This is a genomic window from Hymenobacter sp. ISL-91, assembly GCF_018613725.1.
In the GTDB taxonomy this organism is placed as follows: Bacteria; Bacteroidota; Bacteroidia; order Cytophagales; family Hymenobacteraceae; genus Hymenobacter.
This window is the reverse complement of sequence record NZ_JAGGPS010000013.1, coordinates 40059-56158: the sequence shown is the minus strand read 5'-3', so window position 1 is coordinate 56158 and position 16100 is coordinate 40059. Positions and strand designations below refer to the sequence as shown.

General features: G+C 61.1%; 11 protein-coding genes. 9 read left to right on the top strand and 2 right to left on the bottom strand.

What is annotated here, in order from left to right:
* Positions 1–89 precede the first annotated feature (89 nt).
* From J7E24_RS06740 to J7E24_RS06720, 5 genes are all read left to right on the top strand, one after another.
* On the top strand, positions 90–4271 hold the full coding sequence (locus tag J7E24_RS06740) for a PAS domain S-box protein (protein ID WP_215136433.1): 4182 nt from the start codon (positions 90–92) through the stop codon (positions 4269–4271).
* 64 nt (positions 4272–4335) lie between these two features.
* On the top strand, positions 4336–4719 hold the full coding sequence (locus J7E24_RS06735) for a response regulator (protein WP_215136431.1): 384 nt from the start codon (positions 4336–4338) through the stop codon (positions 4717–4719).
* Between the two features lie 88 nt (positions 4720–4807).
* Positions 4808–5578, top strand: coding sequence for an MBL fold metallo-hydrolase (locus tag J7E24_RS06730; protein ID WP_215136430.1), 771 nt, complete (start codon positions 4808–4810; stop codon positions 5576–5578).
* 35 nt (positions 5579–5613) lie between these two features.
* Positions 5614–5979, top strand: a complete 366-nt coding sequence (locus J7E24_RS06725; RefSeq protein WP_215136427.1) for a cupin domain-containing protein — start codon at positions 5614–5616, stop codon at positions 5977–5979.
* 93 nt (positions 5980–6072) lie between these two features.
* A complete protein-coding gene (locus J7E24_RS06720; protein WP_215136425.1) occupies positions 6073–7650 on the top strand; it encodes an NFACT RNA binding domain-containing protein in 1578 nt (525 codons plus the stop codon).
* Positions 7651–7745: 95 nt separating this feature from the next.
* Here J7E24_RS06720 and ffh read toward each other — a convergent pair whose 3' ends face one another.
* The gene (gene ffh, locus J7E24_RS06715; RefSeq protein ID WP_215136423.1) at positions 7746–9095 is read right to left on the bottom strand and encodes a signal recognition particle protein; all 1350 of its coding nucleotides are present in this window, start codon (positions 9093–9095) and stop codon (positions 7746–7748) included.
* A 227-nt stretch (positions 9096–9322) separates the two neighbouring features.
* Between ffh and J7E24_RS06710 the strand changes: the two genes are divergently transcribed.
* Positions 9323–10636, top strand: coding sequence for a glycosyltransferase family 4 protein (locus tag J7E24_RS06710; RefSeq protein ID WP_317195620.1), 1314 nt, complete (start codon positions 9323–9325; stop codon positions 10634–10636).
* An 88-nt stretch (positions 10637–10724) separates the two neighbouring features.
* Here the strand turns inward: J7E24_RS06710 and J7E24_RS06705 are convergent, their stop codons facing one another.
* The gene (locus J7E24_RS06705) at positions 10725–12554 is read right to left on the bottom strand and encodes a hypothetical protein (protein ID WP_215136422.1); all 1830 of its coding nucleotides are present in this window, start codon (positions 12552–12554) and stop codon (positions 10725–10727) included.
* Positions 12555–12784: 230 nt separating this feature from the next.
* Between J7E24_RS06705 and pseB the strand changes: the two genes are divergently transcribed.
* The 3 genes from pseB to J7E24_RS06690 all read left to right on the top strand — a co-directional run bounded on the left by pseB (position 12785) and on the right by J7E24_RS06690 (position 15777).
* Positions 12785–13804 (top strand): UDP-N-acetylglucosamine 4,6-dehydratase (inverting), encoded by a 1020-nt coding sequence (gene pseB / locus J7E24_RS06700; RefSeq protein ID WP_215136420.1) that lies wholly within the window; start codon positions 12785–12787, stop codon positions 13802–13804.
* A 63-nt stretch (positions 13805–13867) separates the two neighbouring features.
* A complete protein-coding gene (gene pseC, locus J7E24_RS06695) occupies positions 13868–15055 on the top strand; it encodes a UDP-4-amino-4,6-dideoxy-N-acetyl-beta-L-altrosamine transaminase (protein WP_215136418.1) in 1188 nt (395 codons plus the stop codon).
* A complete protein-coding gene (locus J7E24_RS06690; protein ID WP_215136416.1) occupies positions 15052–15777 on the top strand; it encodes a cytidylyltransferase domain-containing protein in 726 nt (241 codons plus the stop codon). The genes pseC and J7E24_RS06690 overlap by 4 nt, the downstream gene beginning before the upstream one ends.
* The last annotated feature ends 323 nt before the right edge of the window (positions 15778–16100 follow it).

Sequence of the window (16100 nt, the reverse complement as noted above, 5' to 3'; positions counted from 1 at the left end):
TGGATTATTCGGGAATTGTTCCCAATTTAAGAACTTCGTTCGGGGACCCGCTTGTTGGGGAAGCCATTTTGCCATTCTCTGCCTCTTTCATGCCTCCTTCTCCGAGCAACTCGGCCGCCCTCCACTCCGCCGCACCTTCGCCCGACATTTACCGGGCGCTGTTCGAGCATTCGGCCGAAGCGCTGCTTCTTTACGACAACCACGGCACCCTGCTCGACTGCAACCAGCGTGCCATCAATTACCTGGGCACCACCCGCGCCGTGCTACTCAACCGTGGCCTGATGGCCTTCACGGCTGTCGACATGCCTACCGCCGAGGACGGACCCGCCACCGAAACCGAAATGCACGACCTACTGGCGGCCTGTGCTCGTTCGGGAGAGGCGTGCTCGTGGCACTGGCAGGGGCAGCAGGCCAACGGGGGCGACCGGCTCAGAGCCCAGGCGGTTGTAAGCCGCCTGGCCGGGCCAGCAGCCGAGGCCGAACCATTGCTGCTGCTGGCCCTGCGCGAACTGCCGCAGCATGCCGCCCCCGCAGTGCCGGCCGCCGAAACCACCGACCTAGCCTCCGAAAGCTTTTCGCGCGGCCAGCTACGCGATGTGCTCAGCCGGGCCGGTATGTGTTACCTGCTACTCGACCGCCAGGGCATTATTCAGGATGTAAACTCGTACTTCTGCGAAGTAACCGGGCACTTGGTTGAGGCCCTGATTGGGCGGGAATATTTTGGCCTGTTTGCGCCACCCAGCGAGCAGGAGCCGCGCCGCTACGCTTTTCAGCGGGCCCTGGAAACCCAGGAAGTACAGGATTTCTTCGAGCATTCGCTGCTGACGATTTACGGCCGGGGCCGCACCTTCTTCTGGCACTCTGAGTTTGAGCGCGACAATGATGGGGCCATTATCGGGGTGCTGTTCGTAGGCCGCGACATCACCGACAAGCAGGTGGCCGTGCGGGCCCTTACCGACAACCGCAACCGCCTGCAGGACTTTCTCGACAATGCCCACGACCTGATTCAGAACCTGAGCATCGACAACCGCTTTCTGTTCGTGAACAAGGCCTGGAAGGAAAAGCTGGGTTATGATGATGAGGAATTACCGTCGCTCACCCTGGCCAGCGTGGTGCACCCCTACTACAAGGCCAAGCTGCTCTACCAGCTGCGCAACCTCTATAAGGGCGAGAAGGTCAACAAGCTCGAAACCGTATTCCTGACCAAGTCGGGCAAGCCGGTGCATTTGATTGGCTCCATTTCGTGCTCCTGGCAGGACAACGAGCCGGTAAGCACCCGCGCCATTCTGCACGACATCACCGACCGGATAAAGGCCGAGCGGCTGCAGAAGGTGTACTACAGCATTGCCAACCTGGCCATCAGCTCCAAAGATTTGCTGTCGCTGTACGGGGCCATTCACCGCGAGCTGAGCAAGATTATCGAAACTAATAACTTCTACATTGCCCTCTGCGACGAGGCGCGCACCCAGCTGCAGTTCGCTTATTTCGTCGATCAGAATGCCCCCGGTGAGCAGGCCATGATGACGCGGCCCTTCTCGACGGGTGTTTCGGAGCATATCATTCGCACGGGCCGGCCGCTGTATCTGCTGCGCGAAGACCTGCAGCAGTTGGTGTCCGATGGGTCCGTAACGGCCTACGGCCTGATGCCGGAGGTAATGCTATGTTCGCCGCTGAGCATTGGCGAGCGAATTATTGGGGTAATTGCGGTGCAGGACTACCAGAAGGCCGATGCCTACGCGCCCTCCGACATCGAGATTCTGCACTTCATCTCCAACCAGGTGGCGCTGGCCATTGAGCGCAAGCGCAACGAGGTCCAGATTCAGAAGCAGAACGCCCGCCTGAACGCTATTTTCGAGAGCGGCTCGCACCTGATGTGGTCGTTGGATACGCGTGCCCGGCTGGCCTCGTTCAACCGCAACTACGCCGCCTATTTCCTACGCCGCAATGGCGTATACCCATCTTTGGGCATGAACATGTGGCAGGCCGATGTGGCCCTGATGGACCCCGAGGCCCGCGAGGCCTTCATCAGCAATTACCGCCGCGCCTTCCAAGGGCACCCGCAGCGCTTCGAGGTGCGCCTGCGCGATGCCAAGGGTCAAGACTCGTGGCGCGAAATCTACCTCAACCCAATTTACCTCGAAGACGGCTCGTTTGAGGAAATCTCGGGCATTGCCCACGACATTACCGATAAAAAACGCTCGCAGCTGGAGCTGGTGGCTCAAGAGGAGAAGTTCCGCGCTATTTTCGAGTCCTTTCAGGATGTGTACTATCGTACCGATACCCAGGGCATCATCACACTGCTCAGCCCTTCGGTGTACGACATGCTGGGCTACCAGCCAGAAGAGGCCATCGGTCAGTTTATTGGCGACTTATATATTCATCCGCACGAGCGCGAAAACCTGCTGCAACAAGTGCGCGAGTTGGGCGAGGCGCGCAACTTCGAGGTGGCCATGCGCCACAAGAGTGGCCATGCCGTGAGTGTGCTGGTAAACGCGCGCCGGCTGCTGGGCGACGAGGCCGCCGGCCAGCTGAACGGAACGGAAGGCATCGGGCGCGACATTACCGGCCTCAAGCAAATGCAGGACGACCTGCGCCTGGCCAAGGAGGAAGCCGAGCAGGCCCTGGAAGCCAAAACGCTGTTTCTGGCCAACATGAGCCACGAGCTGCGCACGCCCATGAACGGCATCATCGGCATGATTGACCTGCTGCACCAGACGGTGGCCAGCGAGGAGCAGGAAGAGTATGTGGACACGCTGCGTAAGTCGTCGGATGCGCTGCTGGCTATTTTGAACGACATTTTGGATCTGTCGAAAATTCAGGCCGGTAAGCTTCAGCTCAACGAGTCGGGTATCGACCTGCATTACACGCTCGAAAAGATTTACTCGCTGTTTTCGAACCGCGCCGGCCAGAAGCGGCTTAAGTTCACTTACCATCTCACGCCCAACACGCCGCGCTTCATTATCACCGACGAAACGCGCCTGCTCCAGATTCTGAGCAACCTTACCTCCAACGCCATCAAGTTCACCTCGCAGGGCACCGTCAGCATCATTGTATCGGTGGCGGCGGCTCCCGAAGTAAAGGCCACGGCTGATACTGCCCCCGAAGAAGTATCTGAGGGTAAGTACGAACTCCGCTTTGCGGTCCAGGACTCGGGTATCGGCATTGCGCCCGACGACGAAAAACTGCTCTTCACCAACTTCACCCAACTCGATACCACGCCCACCAAAGCCTTTGGCGGCACTGGTCTGGGGCTGGCCATCAGCAGGCAGCTGGCCGATATGCTGGGCGGCGAAATTGGGGTGTACTCCAACGCGGGCGAGGGCTCAACGTTCTGGTTTACTATTCGTTGCGAGGTGGCCTACAACGAGGAGGAAATTGTGCAGGAGCGCCGGCTGGCGCGCGAGCGGCCCCAGGAAGTGGTGCGTTTCGAAACCAATCCGCGCATTCTGCTCGTCGACGACAACCCCATCAACCAGAAGGTAGCCTCGCGCCTGCTCGACAAGCTGGGCTGTAACGTAACAGTAGCCGCCGATGGGTTTGAAGCCATCAGCCGGGCCATTGCGCCCGATACCCGCTACGATCTGATTTTTATGGACATTCAGATGCCGGAAATGGATGGCGTGACGGCGATGCGCGAAATCCGCCGCCGCCTCGGCCTCGGCTGCCCGCCAGTAGTAGCCATGACGGCCTACTCGATGCGCGAAGATGCCAAGCGCTTCGTGGAGGAGGGCATGGACGACTACATTGCCAAGCCGGTAAAAAGCCAGGATTTGTATGCCATGCTGCGCCGCTGGAGCAGCCCCGCCGCCCAGCCCGTGCTCAGCCAGGTGCCCGCCGCTACAACTGCTACGCCGGCCGCGCCGGCGGCTACAGCCACCAGCACCGCGCCTGATGCCCCTACCCCGCCCACCGAAGCCGCCACAGGACTTGTGGTGATTGATATGGCCATTGTGGAACAGTTGCGCCAGCTGGGAGGCGGCGAGTTTGCGGCCCAACTCTACACCGATTTCGAGCAGGAAGCAGACCAGGTGCTGAGTGAAGCCGCGGCGCTGGTAGCCGACGGCCAATACGCTGCTATTCTGCCGCACCTGCACCAACTCAAGGGTACAGGCTTTACCTTAGGCATTCTGGCACTGGCTGAAAGCGTTAAGAGTCTGGAACACAAGCTGCGCGCCCAGGACACGGAAAACACCCCGGCTGATTTTCAACTTTTACTTGTTTTATTTGCAGAATTCAGAGCCGTTTACCCTGCCCTGACACAGGCTCCCTGACGGGCCGGGCCGCGCTGCCTTTTCGCGTCCTTTTCATTCCCAACTTCCTCTCCGCCCACCACCTATGGAAAACCTAAACGCCAAAACCATTCTCATCGCCGAGGACAGCTCCGTTATCCTCAATCTCACAAAAAAGATTCTGGAACTGCAGCAATACCGCATTGTCTCGGCCAAAAACGGGGGCGAAGTTATCCGGCAAATCGAAAGCCAGCCCATCGACTGCGTGCTGATGGACATCAATATTCCGGTGAAAGACGGCATGGAGTGCACCCGCGAAATCCGCCGCAACTCCGACCCGCGCATTGCCAAAATTCCAGTAATTGCCATCACCGGCAACGCCAACAACTACTCGATGGAGCAATTCCGCGAGGCCGGCGTAACCGATTATCTACCCAAGCCACTCGATTTTGATGCCCTGGTGCGGGTGGTAAAGCAATACGTAGGGTAATTTGAGAAGCCAGGAGTTAGAAGCTGGAAGTTAGCATGCGTATGTAGCTTCTTCTAACTCCTGACTTCCAACTCCTAGCCTCTCCCCTATGCAAATCACGTTTCTGGGTACGGGTACGTCGCAGGGAGTACCCGTAATCGGGTGCACCTGCAACGTATGCCGCTCAGTTGACTACCGCGACAAACGCCTGCGCGTATCGGTGCACCTGCAGGTAGCCGGCAAAAGCATTGTCATCGATTCGGGGCCCGATTTCCGGCAGCAGGTATTGCGCGCGCAGGTCGACCACCTCGATGCCGTGGTGTTTACCCACGAGCACAAGGACCACACGGGTGGCCTCGACGACATCCGGGCCTATAATTTCCGGCAGCAGCAGGACATGCCCCTGCACGCCGAGCCCCGGGTGCTGGCGCAGCTGCAGCAGGAGTACGCCTACATTTTTGCCGACCACAAATACCCGGGTGTGCCGCAGGTAGCCCTGCATCCGATTGAAAGCGAAACAGACGTTTTCGAGGTGGCCGGGGTGCCGTTTCAGCCCATCCGGGCGCTGCACTACAAGCTGCCGGTGCTGGGCTATCGGGTGGGCGGGTTCACCTACATCACCGATGCCAACTACCTGAGTCCCGCATCGATGGAACTGATGCGGGGCTCCGAAATCATCGTGCTCAATGCCCTGCGCCACGAGCAGCACATTTCTCACTTCACGCTGCAGCAGGCCGTTGCTATTCTCGAAGATCTGGCCCCCGCCCGCGGCTACCTCACCCACATCAGCCACCAGCTGGGCCGCCATCATGATGTCGAGGCCACCCTGCCGGAAAATATCCGTCTGGCCTACGACGGCCTGGTAGTAGGCTGCCAGTAGCGTTTCTATCATCCGGCGTCCCAATTCTTTGAACAATGAAGGTTATCCGCCTCGAAGACAAGTTTGCGCAGTTCACCGACCACTGGAACCCGCGGGTAATTGGCGAATTGAACGACCAGCACCTGAAAATTGCACGGGTGCAAGGCGAGTTCATCTGGCACAACCACGCGGCCGAAGACGAGCTGTTTATGGTGGTGAAAGGCCAGCTGCTGATTGACTTCCGCGACGGCACCACGGCCGAGCTGAACCCCGGCGAGCTGCTGGTAGTACCCCGCGGCACCGACCACCGCCCCCACTCAAAAGGCGAAACCTGGATTCTGATGATCGAGCCCAAATCGACGGTAAACACCGGCGACCAGATGGCCAGCGAGCGGACCCGCACCCAGCTGGAGCAGATTTAACGCCGGTTCCGTCGCCCGACGACCTAAACGTAGTTTCCGGGTTGCGGGAAACCTTGTGAGCGAAACGGGGCCGCTGTACAATTTAACCTACTGATGCCCGCCAACTACTACTTTCTGCGCCAGCTTGCCCCGGCTCTCACCCGCCAGCTGGCCGGCTACCGGGTGGCTGCCTGCTTTTCGCAGGAGCGCGACGAGCTGGTTATCGGGCTTACCAACGGCGGGGCCGAGTTCTGGCTCAAGCTAACGCTGGCCGCCGCCGGCACGCTGCTGGCCCTGCCCGAAAGCTTCCAGCGTACCCGCCAGAACTCGGTGGATTTGCTGCCCGGCCTGCTGGGCCAAGAGGTAGCAACCGTAGCGGCCTGGCCCCACGACCGGGTGCTACAGCTGGATTTTATGAGCGGGGCTCGGCTGGTGCTCAAGCTCTACGGTACTCGGCCCAACGCCGTGTTCCACCCCGCCGACCCGGCCAGCCCCGCCGAATTGTTCCACCCGCGCTACCTGGCCGACGCCGACCTGCGCCCGCCCACTCAGCCCGCTTCCGAAGCAGCCCCGGCCGAAGCAGCCGATCCGGCCAAGGCCTACCCTGCCCTTGGCGACCTGGGCCGGGCCTACCTGCATACGCTAGGCTACGACCCGGCTCCACTGGAAACCAAGCGTGGGCTGGTCGCGCAGGTGGTAGGCCAGTTAGAGCAGCCTGCCGCTTTTTATATCGTGCGGCTCGACAACCGCACCCGCCTCAGCTTGCTGCCTGTGGGCACCATCGAGGCCGAACTGCCCGCCAACGACCCCATTGGGGCATTGCGCCGCTACGTGCCGCGGCTGTTGGGCCGCCAGGCCTACGAAACGGAGCTTCGCCAGGTACAGCAGTTGCTGGAAAAACGCGCCGACACCGCCGCCACGGCCGCCCAGCACGCCCGCAACCGCCTCCACGCCCTCGAAAACACCACCGGTTACCGCCAGACCGCCGACCTGATTATGGCCCACCTGAGCCAGATTCCGGCCGGTGCCACCGAGGTGGAAGTCGAGGATTTTTACCAGCCCGGCCAGCGGCGCACCATCAAGCTGAAGCCCGCCGAGACGCCCCAACGTACGGCCCAGAACCTGTACCGCAAGGCCAAAAACCAGCAGCGCGAAACCCGCGAACTAGCCGAGCGCTCCGAGCGCCGTGAAGCCGAAGCCTTCGAAGCGCTGGAGCGGCTGGAGGAGCTGGCCGCCCTGCCCGCCGGCGAGTTGCGGGCGTTGCGGCAGTGGCGCAAGCAGCACGGCCTCGATGCCGCCGCAGCCGCCAAAGCCGCCGCAACCGAGCTACCGTTCAAGGTGTTCGAGGATTCCGGCTTCACGATTCTGGTGGGTCGCAACGCCGTCAACAACGACCTGCTGACCCAGCGCTACGCCCACAAAGATGACCTCTGGCTGCACGCCAAAGACGCTACCGGCTCGCACGTTATTATCCGGCAGCGGCCCGGCCAGCCAGTGCCCGCGCCGGTGCTGGAGCGGGCCGCCCAGCTGGCCGCCTGGTACTCCAAGCGCCAGAACGACTCGTTGTGCCCGGTTACCTACACGCCCAAAAAATACGTGCGCAAACCCCGCGGAGCCAAGCCGGGCCAAGTAGCAATCGAGCGCGAAAAGGTGCTGCTGGTGGTACCTGCCAATCCCTTCGAGCGGGCGTGACGCCAAACGGCCCCGGCAGCAGTTGCTACCGGGGCCGCCTGGCATCACCCACCAAAAAATCAGTGAAATCACGACTAATCAGCGTGAATCAGTGATTAACGGAGCGGGCCTTTCATGCCCATCATCTTGGCCATCTGGGCCATGCCGCCCTTGGTGCTGCTCATTTTGTTCATGGTGCGCATCACCTTGCGCATGTCCTCAAACTGCTTCATCAGCGCGTTTACCTGCTGAATGTCCGTGCCCGAGCCCAGGGCCAGGCGGCGGCGGCGCGAGCCGTTGAGCAGCTCGGGCTGGGCGCGCTCCTTGGGTGTCATGCTCTTGATGATGGCCTCGATGGGCTTGAAGGCATCGTCGTCGATTTCCACGTCCTTCATGGCCTTGCCTACGCCCGGAATCATGCCCACCAGATCCTTGATGTTGCCCATCTTCTTGATCTGCTCCAGTTGAGAGAGGAAGTCGTCGAAGTTGAACTGGTTTTTGCGGATCTTCTGGTTGATGCGCTTGGCTTCTTCCTCGTCGAACTGCTGCTGCGCGCGCTCTACCAGCGAAATTACGTCGCCCATGCCCAGAATGCGCTGGGCCATGCGGTCGGGGTAGAACAGGTCGAGGGCCTCCATTTTCTCGCCCGTCGAGATGAACTTGATGGGCTTTTCGACCACCGCCCGGATGCTAAGGGCCGCGCCGCCGCGCGAGTCGCCGTCGAGCTTGGTGAGCACCACGCCATCAAAGTTGAGGCGGTCGTTGAAGGTTTTAGCCGTGTTTACCGCGTCCTGACCCGTCATCGAGTCGACTACAAACAGGGTTTCGGAGGGGTTGATGGCCCGCTTTACCTGCTCGATTTCGGCCATCATCTGCTCATCGACGGCCAAACGGCCGGCGGTGTCGATGATGACGACCTTTTTGTTGTTTTTGCGCGCAAACTCAATGGCATTGCGCGAAATGTCTACCGGGTTCTTGTTCTCCGGCTCCGAGTAAACGTCTACGCCCACTTGCTCGCCCAGCACTTTCAGCTGGTCGATGGCAGCGGGGCGGTACACGTCGCAGGCTACCAGCAACACGTTGCGGTTCTGCTTCTTGAGGTAGGCGGCCAGTTTGCCGGCGAAGGTGGTTTTGCCCGAACCCTGCAGGCCCGAAAGCAGAATCACGGCCGGATCACCCTTTACCTGGATGTCCTGTTTTTCGCCGCCCATGAGCTGGGTCAGCTCATCGTAAACGATTTTGGTCATCAGCTGGCCCGGCGACACGGCTACCAGCACGTCGCGGCCCATGGCCTCGTCCTTTATTTTGTCGGTGACTTCCTTGGCCACCTTGTAGTTCACGTCGGCATCCACCAGCGCCCGGCGGATTTCTTTTACCGTGGCCGCAACGTTGATTTCGGTGATGCTGCCCTGGCCTTTAAGGGTTTTAAAGGCTTTGTCGAGCTTGGTTGAGAGATTATCAAACATAAAGTACAGGTGGGCGCAGATGGTTGGATGCTGCAGGTTCGGGTTGAGCTGTAAGTAGACGGGGATTATTTGAATGGCGCAGAATCAAATTCGCAGGTAAGCTTCTTTGCCCAAAGCTTAGTGCCTGCTTCAGCAACGTCTACAGAAATCAACCCCCAAAAGTAACCAGAAAAGCCCGAAAAGCCGCCAGCGCGTACCTTCGTGCTTCACCGCCCGCCTGCCGCTCCGTGCCCGATTCCGCCCGCCCGCTTCGCCTGCTCGTTATTACCTACTACTGGCCACCTTCGGGCGGGGCGGGCGTGCAGCGCAGCCTCAAGTTCGTCAAGCACCTGCCCGAGTTCGGTATCGAGCCCACCGTGATTACCGTGGACCCTACGCGGGCGGCTTACCCGGTGCTTGATGAGAGCCTGGCCGCTGATGTGCCGGCCGGCGTGCGGGTTATTCGGACGAATACGTTTGAGCCCTTCGACAGCTACAAGCGTCTTACGGGCCGCCGGCAGGTGCCCTACGGAGGCTTTGTGGGCGAGAGCAAGACGAGCCCGAGCCAGCAGCTGTTCAAGTTTGTGCGCGGCAACCTGTTTATTCCGGATGCGCGCCGGGGCTGGAACCGCTTCGTACTGGATGCCGTGGCCAAGCTGGTGGCCGCCGGCGAGCAGTTCGACGCCGTGCTCACGTCCTCGCCGCCGCACTCCACCCAGCTTATCGGGCTGGAGCTGCAGCGCCGCTACGGCCTGCGCTGGCTGGCCGATTTGCGCGACCCCTGGACCGATATCTACTACTACAAGGAGCTGAACCAACTGCCGCCCGCCCGCTGGCTCGATGCCCGCTACGAGCGCCAGGTGCTGGAACAGGCTGATGTGGTGCTGGTAACGAGCCCCCACACCAAGCGGATTTTTGCGGCCAAGTCAGCCCGAATCGATCCGGCCAAGATTGAAGTGCTGCCCAACGGCTACGACGAGGCCGATTTCCGGGAACTTAGCCACCCCCCCACCGATGCACTGCTGGTAACCCACACCGGCACTATTGCCGATACCTACCGCCTCGACCAGCTGCTGGCCGCCACGGCCGAATGTGCCCGCCGCCACCCCGATGTGCCGCTGTGGCTGCGCTTCGTGGGCAAAGTTTCCGACGGCATCCGGCAGCAGGTGGCCGCAGCGGGTCTGGCCGAACGCACTGAGTTTGTGCCCTTCGTGCCGCACCATGAGTCGGTGGGCTACCTATTGCGGAGTACGGCGCTGCTGCTGGTCATTCCGGACGTGGCCAACAACCAGGGTATTTTGCCCGGCAAAGTGTTCGAGTACTTGGCCGCCAACAAGCCCATTCTGTGCGTGGGCCCGCTGGGGTCGGATGCCGACCTACTGCTGCGCGAAACCGGCGCCGGCCACACCCTGCCGCCCGATGCCTACACCGACTTAGTCGAAGCATTTGAGGGCCTGGTAGCCCGCTGGTGCATCAACCCCAACCTCGATTTGCCCGGCCCCCGCCCCACCCGCTACTCCCGCCGCGCCCTCACGGAGCGGCTGGTGGAGCTGATACTGTAGCGCGAACCGGGAGTTTCGCGCGTCGTTGCTGACGGCTGGGCCTTGCGCAATCGTTAAACGCTGCGCGAAGCGGGAGCTTCGCGCTACATTACCGCCCCAGCAGCCCGCGCAGCTTATTTGGCACCAGTCCCCAGGCGCGGGCTTTCCAATCGGCCCAAGCCGAGTGGCCCAGATGTTGCCCCTGCCACGCGCCGAGGGCCTGGGCCAGTTGCTGGGCCAGGGTGCGGTAGTGCTGGCGGTGGTAATGGCGCAGGTTGTTGCTGACGTCGGCGGGCCTTTGCACGAATTCGCGCACGTCGAGCAGGAAGCAGTTCTCGGCCGAAGCCACGAATTCGGCCAGCGCCTCATTCATGGTTTCATGGCGCTGTTTAGCACCGGTTTCGCCCGAGCCGGGCACCTCAATTTCGGCGCCGCTGAGTAGGAAGATGGGCACGGCGGCGGGCACCTGCGCCCGCAGCCAACGCAGGTTCTGCTGAAATTCGACGGGCGAAATCGGGCCTTCGTGCGCGAAATCAAGCGCGAACCGGCGCAGGAAATCCTCATTCAGCCCCTGAAAACGGCGCTGGGCGTAGCGGGCGGCCAGGGCAGCGGGCGGCTCGGCCGTAATATCCTGGTAGGCTCCAAAGGGTACGCGGTGGCCGGTGGCCCGCTCGCGGTACAGTGGCTGGGTGTAATCCATCAGCGGGCTGTATACCAGCACATCGTAGCCGAACTCCCAAAGGCGGGTGTCGAAGGCCTCGCGGCCCAGGAAGGGCAGCGCGGCAGCCAAACGCCGCTGGTCGGCACCGGGCCACTCGCGGGTGGCGCGCAGCAGCAGCGTGTGCTCCAGGTGCACCGGAATCTGGTGCTCGTTGTTGAAGTTGAACTCCTCGGCTACCTCAAGGTCGAAGGCCTGCAGGAAGGGCGTGAGCTGGCCCAGGTCGCAGCCGCCTTTCAGCAGTACTCGCAGCCGCTTGCCGGCCGACGTGGCAGGGGTTGTGGCGGCAGCGGGCGAGGCCGCTTGCACGGTAATCCAGTCGGGCTTTTCCGTTTGATTCAGCTCCGTAGCCACGTCGCCCTGCACTGCCACGACCGGGAAGCCCAGGTGAGCGTAGGTGAACTGCTCGATGCCCAGGTGCAGGATGCGGCAGGAAAACACGAGCTGCTCCAGCCGGTTTTCGGCCTCGTGCACGCAGTAAATGCCCACCAGCCCATAGTCGCCGAACCGGTCGTGCACGCGCACGGCGCCCCAGCGGCGGGCCGGGTCGCGCAGGCTGGCTTCCAGCTCGGGCAGCGTCACGCGGCGCTTGGTGAAATTGAGCTGGTTGGAGCGGTTGATGAGCTCTTCGAGCCGGCCCAGATCGGGCAGCACGGCGGCTGGCCCCTCGCGAAACTCTACCTTCACCTGGGCGTCGCGCAGGAAAGCCAGGTTGTCGTCGTACTGGGTGCGGGCCTGCTGCTGGCGCTCCAGCAGCTTGTATTGGGCGAGGCGCGCGAGCGTGGGGTCGGGCTGGCCGCTGGCGCGCAGTAGCGGGACCAGTTGGGGCAGCTCGGTGGGGTCGGCCACGCGCAGCTCGGGGTTGTAAAACTGCGCCTCGGCCCGGTTGGCGGGGTTATCGTCGAGAAACAGGGCGTTGGCGGCCCGCAGCTGCATTTGGCTCAACAGTTCCTTGATAATCGGGCCTTTGGGCTGCCAGCTGATGCGCGCAAACACAAACAACTCCCAGATGCCCAGCTCTCGTAGCCGCGCCTCGGCCGGGGCGAAATCGTTCTTACTCACGATGGTATGCACCAGGCCACGGGCCGCCGTGTCGCGCACCAGCTGCAGATTTTCTTCCAACGCCGTAATAGCCCCCTCGGAAAGCGTACCCCGCCAGAATGTGTCGTCGAGGTCCCAGATGACGAGCTTGATGGGTTCGGCGGAAGCGGAGGCAGGCATAAGCAGCGGTGAAAATCAGCTGTCATCCTGACGAAGGAAGGACCTTATCACATAGAAGCGAGTTATTACTACGACTGCCTTAGCACGATAAGGTCCTTCCTTCGTCAGGATGACAGCTGATAGAGCGGACGATGCAAAACTACGCAAGCTCCGGCCGGAATGCCTACTTTTGCCCTCCCCCATCCCGGCCGTTTCGCGGTCCGGCCTTTCTTTCGCTCAGCACCCCATCCATGGCCCTCGACCTCAACCATAAATCCATTCTGGTAACCGGCGGCACCGGCTCGTTCGGCAAGCAGTTCGTCGAAACCGTGTTCCGGCTCTATCCGCAGGTGAAACGGCTGGTGGTGTACTCGCGCGACGAGCTCAAGCAGTACGAGATGTCGCAGCAGTTTCCGCATTCCGAGTTTCCGGCCATCCGCTACTTTATTGGCGATGTGCGCGACGCCGAGCGGCTCAAGCGGGCCTGTGAGGGTATCGATATTATTGTGCACGCCGCCGCCCTCAAACAGGTGCCCGCCGCCGAGTACAACCCGATGGAGTGCATCAAAACCAACATTTTCGGGGCCGAAAACGTGATTAACGCGGCCCTCGACTGCGGCGTATCCGACGTGGTAGCCCTGAGCACCGACAAGGCCGCGGCCCCCATCAACCTCTACGGCGCCACCAAGCTCTGCTCCGACAAGCTGTTTGTGGCCGCCAACAACATGAAAGGCTCGCGCGATTTGCGCTTTTCGGTGGTGCGCTACGGCAACGTCATCGGCTCGCGGGGCTCGGTGGTGCCGTTTTTCCTGCAGCGCCGCGACTCGGGCGTACTGCCCATCACCCACCCCGACATGACGCGCTTCCACATCTCGCTCGACGAGGGCGTGGATTTGGTGCTGTACGCGCTGGAGAACAGCTGGGGCGGCGAGATTTTCGTGCCTAAAATTCCGAGCTACAAGATTACCGAAGTAGCCGAGGCCATCGGGCCCAACTGCCGGCAGGAAATTGTGGGCATCCGGCCCGGCGAGAAGCTGCACGAGGAAATGATAACCGAAACCGACGCCTTGAGCACCGTTGAGCTGGACAAATACTACGTCATTCTGCCCTTCACGCCGCGCTGGGACGTGGATGCATTCATTGCCCACTTCCACGGCCGCCGCACCGAACCCGGCTTTCACTACGATTCGAGCAACAACACCGACTGGCTCTCGGCCGAACAAATCCGCGAGGAAATCCGCCTGCACGTCGACGCCGGATTTACGGTGTAGGGAGCCCAGACAGGCGTGCGAAAACGGTTTGTCATCCTGAGCTTTCCAGATTATTTGTGCCCCATGAACGCCTCCGACTTCCAGCCCACCCGCCCCATTGCCTACGGCCGCCAGCACATCACCGAAGCCGATGAGCGGGCCGTACTGGCCGCTCTGCGTTCCGATTACCTTACGCAGGGGCCGCTGATAGCCGAGTTCGAGGAGAAATTCGCGGCATACGTGGGGGCCGAGTACGCCGTGGCCGTGAGCAACGGCACGGCGGCGCTGCACCTGTGCGCGCTGGCCCTGAATGTGCAGCCCGGTCAGCGCGTCATCACTACGCCCATCACCTTTGCGGCCTCGGCAAACTGCGTGCGCTACTGCGGCGGCGAGGTACATTTCGCCGACATCGACCCCGCTACGGCCCTGATTGACCTGCGGGCCGTGCGCCGGCTGCTCGAAAGCCACCCGAAGGGCTACTTCCACGGGCTGATTCCGGTGGACTTTGCGGGTTTGCCGGTGAACCTGGAGCAGGCCCGCCAGCTCTGCGACGAGTTCGGCCTGTGGCTGCTCGAAGACAGCTGCCACGCCCCCGGCGGCTCTTTCATCGACAGCCAGGGCCAGCAGCAAAACTGCGGCAACGGGCAGTTTGCCGACCTGGCCATCTTCAGCTTCCACCCCGTCAAGCACATTGCCACCGGCGAAGGTGGCATGATTACCACCAACCGCCGCGACCTGTACGAGCGGCTGCTGACGCTGCGCACCCACGGCATCACCAAAGACCCCGCCCAACTCAGCCGGCCCGACGAAGGCGGCTGGTACATGGAAATGCAGGAGCTCGGCTACAACTACCGCCTGCCCGATATGCTCTGTGCCCTAGGTATCAGCCAGCTGCAGCGCGCCGATGCCGGCCTGGCCCGCCGCCGCACCCTGGCCGCCCGCTACGATGCCGCCTTTGCCGAAATGCCCGCCGTGCGCCCGCTGGCCGCGGCGCCGGGCCACGCCTATCATTTGTATGTGATTCAGGTAGAAGACCGGCGGGGCCTGTACGAGGCGTTGCGCGCGAAGCAGATATTCGCGCAGGTCCACTACATTCCGGTGCACCGGATGCCCTACTACCAGGGCCTGGGCTGGCTGGAAGGCGACTTCCCGCTCGCCGAGGCCTACTACGCCCACTGCCTCAGCATCCCGCTGTTCCCCAGCCTCACCGACGAGGAACAACAGTATGTGATTGACTGCATCCGGGAATTTGTGGCGGCAGAACCGTCGTGAAAAAGGTCGGCATCATTTCGCAGGCCCGCATGACCAGCACCCGGCTGCCGGGCAAAGTGCTGCGGCCCGTGGCCGGCCGGCCACTACTGGCGTATCATATCGAGCGGCTGCAGACCAGCGGGTTACCAATTTACCTGGCCATCACCACCAACGCCACCGACGACCCGCTGGCCGATTTTGCGGCGACTCACGGCCTGCCCGTGACGCGCGGACCCGAGGACGACGTGCTGGCCCGCTACCAGCAGTGCGCCACCGCGCACGATCTGGACGTTATCGTACGCGTCACCTCCGACTGCCCGCTGCTCGATGGCGGGTTGATTGCGCGGGCGGTGCAGGAGTATCTGGCGGCCGATACCCCACTCCTGTACCTCTCCAATGTGCTGGAGCGCACCTATCCCCGGGGTTTCGACTTTGAGGTATTCTCGCGGGAGCTGCTGGAGGAGGCCGCCCGCCACGCCACAACGGTTTCCGACCGGGAACACGTCACGCCCTACATCCACCAGAACCGCTCGGGGCGGGTGCAGTTCCAGCACCTCACCCGCCCCTCCAACCGCAGCGCTTACCGCCTCACCGTTGATACGGCCGAGGACTTTGAGCTGATTCAGCGGCTGATAGAAGAGCATCAGGCCGATGCACTGGGGGCTGAGGAGTTGATTGTGTTACTCGATAGGCACCCGGAACTGGTAGCGCTTAACGCCCATATTGAGCAGAAGAAGGTGTGAGCTAAATGTTGTTCAGTGCGTTTTACAAACTTGTCAACAGATGCGTAGAAGCTATCCGATTTTGCACTGGCTATTGGTTATTTTGATAGCTCCCATACTTTCAATTTTCATTGAGAGTAAAATAAATAGCAATTCTACCTTAGTCGTTAATTTTATATACATATATCTAGCATTCATTGTATTCAGCTTTGCCCTCTCAACTCCTACAGCTATATTTTATCTGTTTTTTTTCAGTTATCTATCTTTCTACAACCTTAAAATTATTTCACTAAAACTAATATTTATTTTAATTTCAATTATTGGTATATGCATCACATCAATGT

Excerpts from the sequence above, each read along its gene's own strand:
- J7E24_RS06725 (WP_215136427.1), top strand. The coding sequence starts at position 5,614 with ATGAAGGTTATCCGCCTCGAAGACAAGTTTGCGCAGTTCACCGACCAC.
- J7E24_RS06705 (WP_215136422.1), bottom strand. The coding sequence starts at position 12,554 with ATGCCTGCCTCCGCTTCCGCCGAACCCATCAAGCTCGTCATCTGGGAC.
- J7E24_RS06740 (WP_215136433.1), top strand. The coding sequence starts at position 90 with ATGCCTCCTTCTCCGAGCAACTCGGCCGCCCTCCACTCCGCCGCACCT.
- J7E24_RS06720 (WP_215136425.1), top strand. The coding sequence starts at position 6,073 with ATGCCCGCCAACTACTACTTTCTGCGCCAGCTTGCCCCGGCTCTCACC.
- ffh (WP_215136423.1), bottom strand. The coding sequence starts at position 9,095 with ATGTTTGATAATCTCTCAACCAAGCTCGACAAAGCCTTTAAAACCCTT.
- J7E24_RS06730 (WP_215136430.1), top strand. The coding sequence starts at position 4,808 with ATGCAAATCACGTTTCTGGGTACGGGTACGTCGCAGGGAGTACCCGTA.
- J7E24_RS06735 (WP_215136431.1), top strand. The coding sequence starts at position 4,336 with ATGGAAAACCTAAACGCCAAAACCATTCTCATCGCCGAGGACAGCTCC.
- pseB (WP_215136420.1), top strand. The coding sequence starts at position 12,785 with ATGGCCCTCGACCTCAACCATAAATCCATTCTGGTAACCGGCGGCACC.
- pseC (WP_215136418.1), top strand. The coding sequence starts at position 13,868 with ATGAACGCCTCCGACTTCCAGCCCACCCGCCCCATTGCCTACGGCCGC.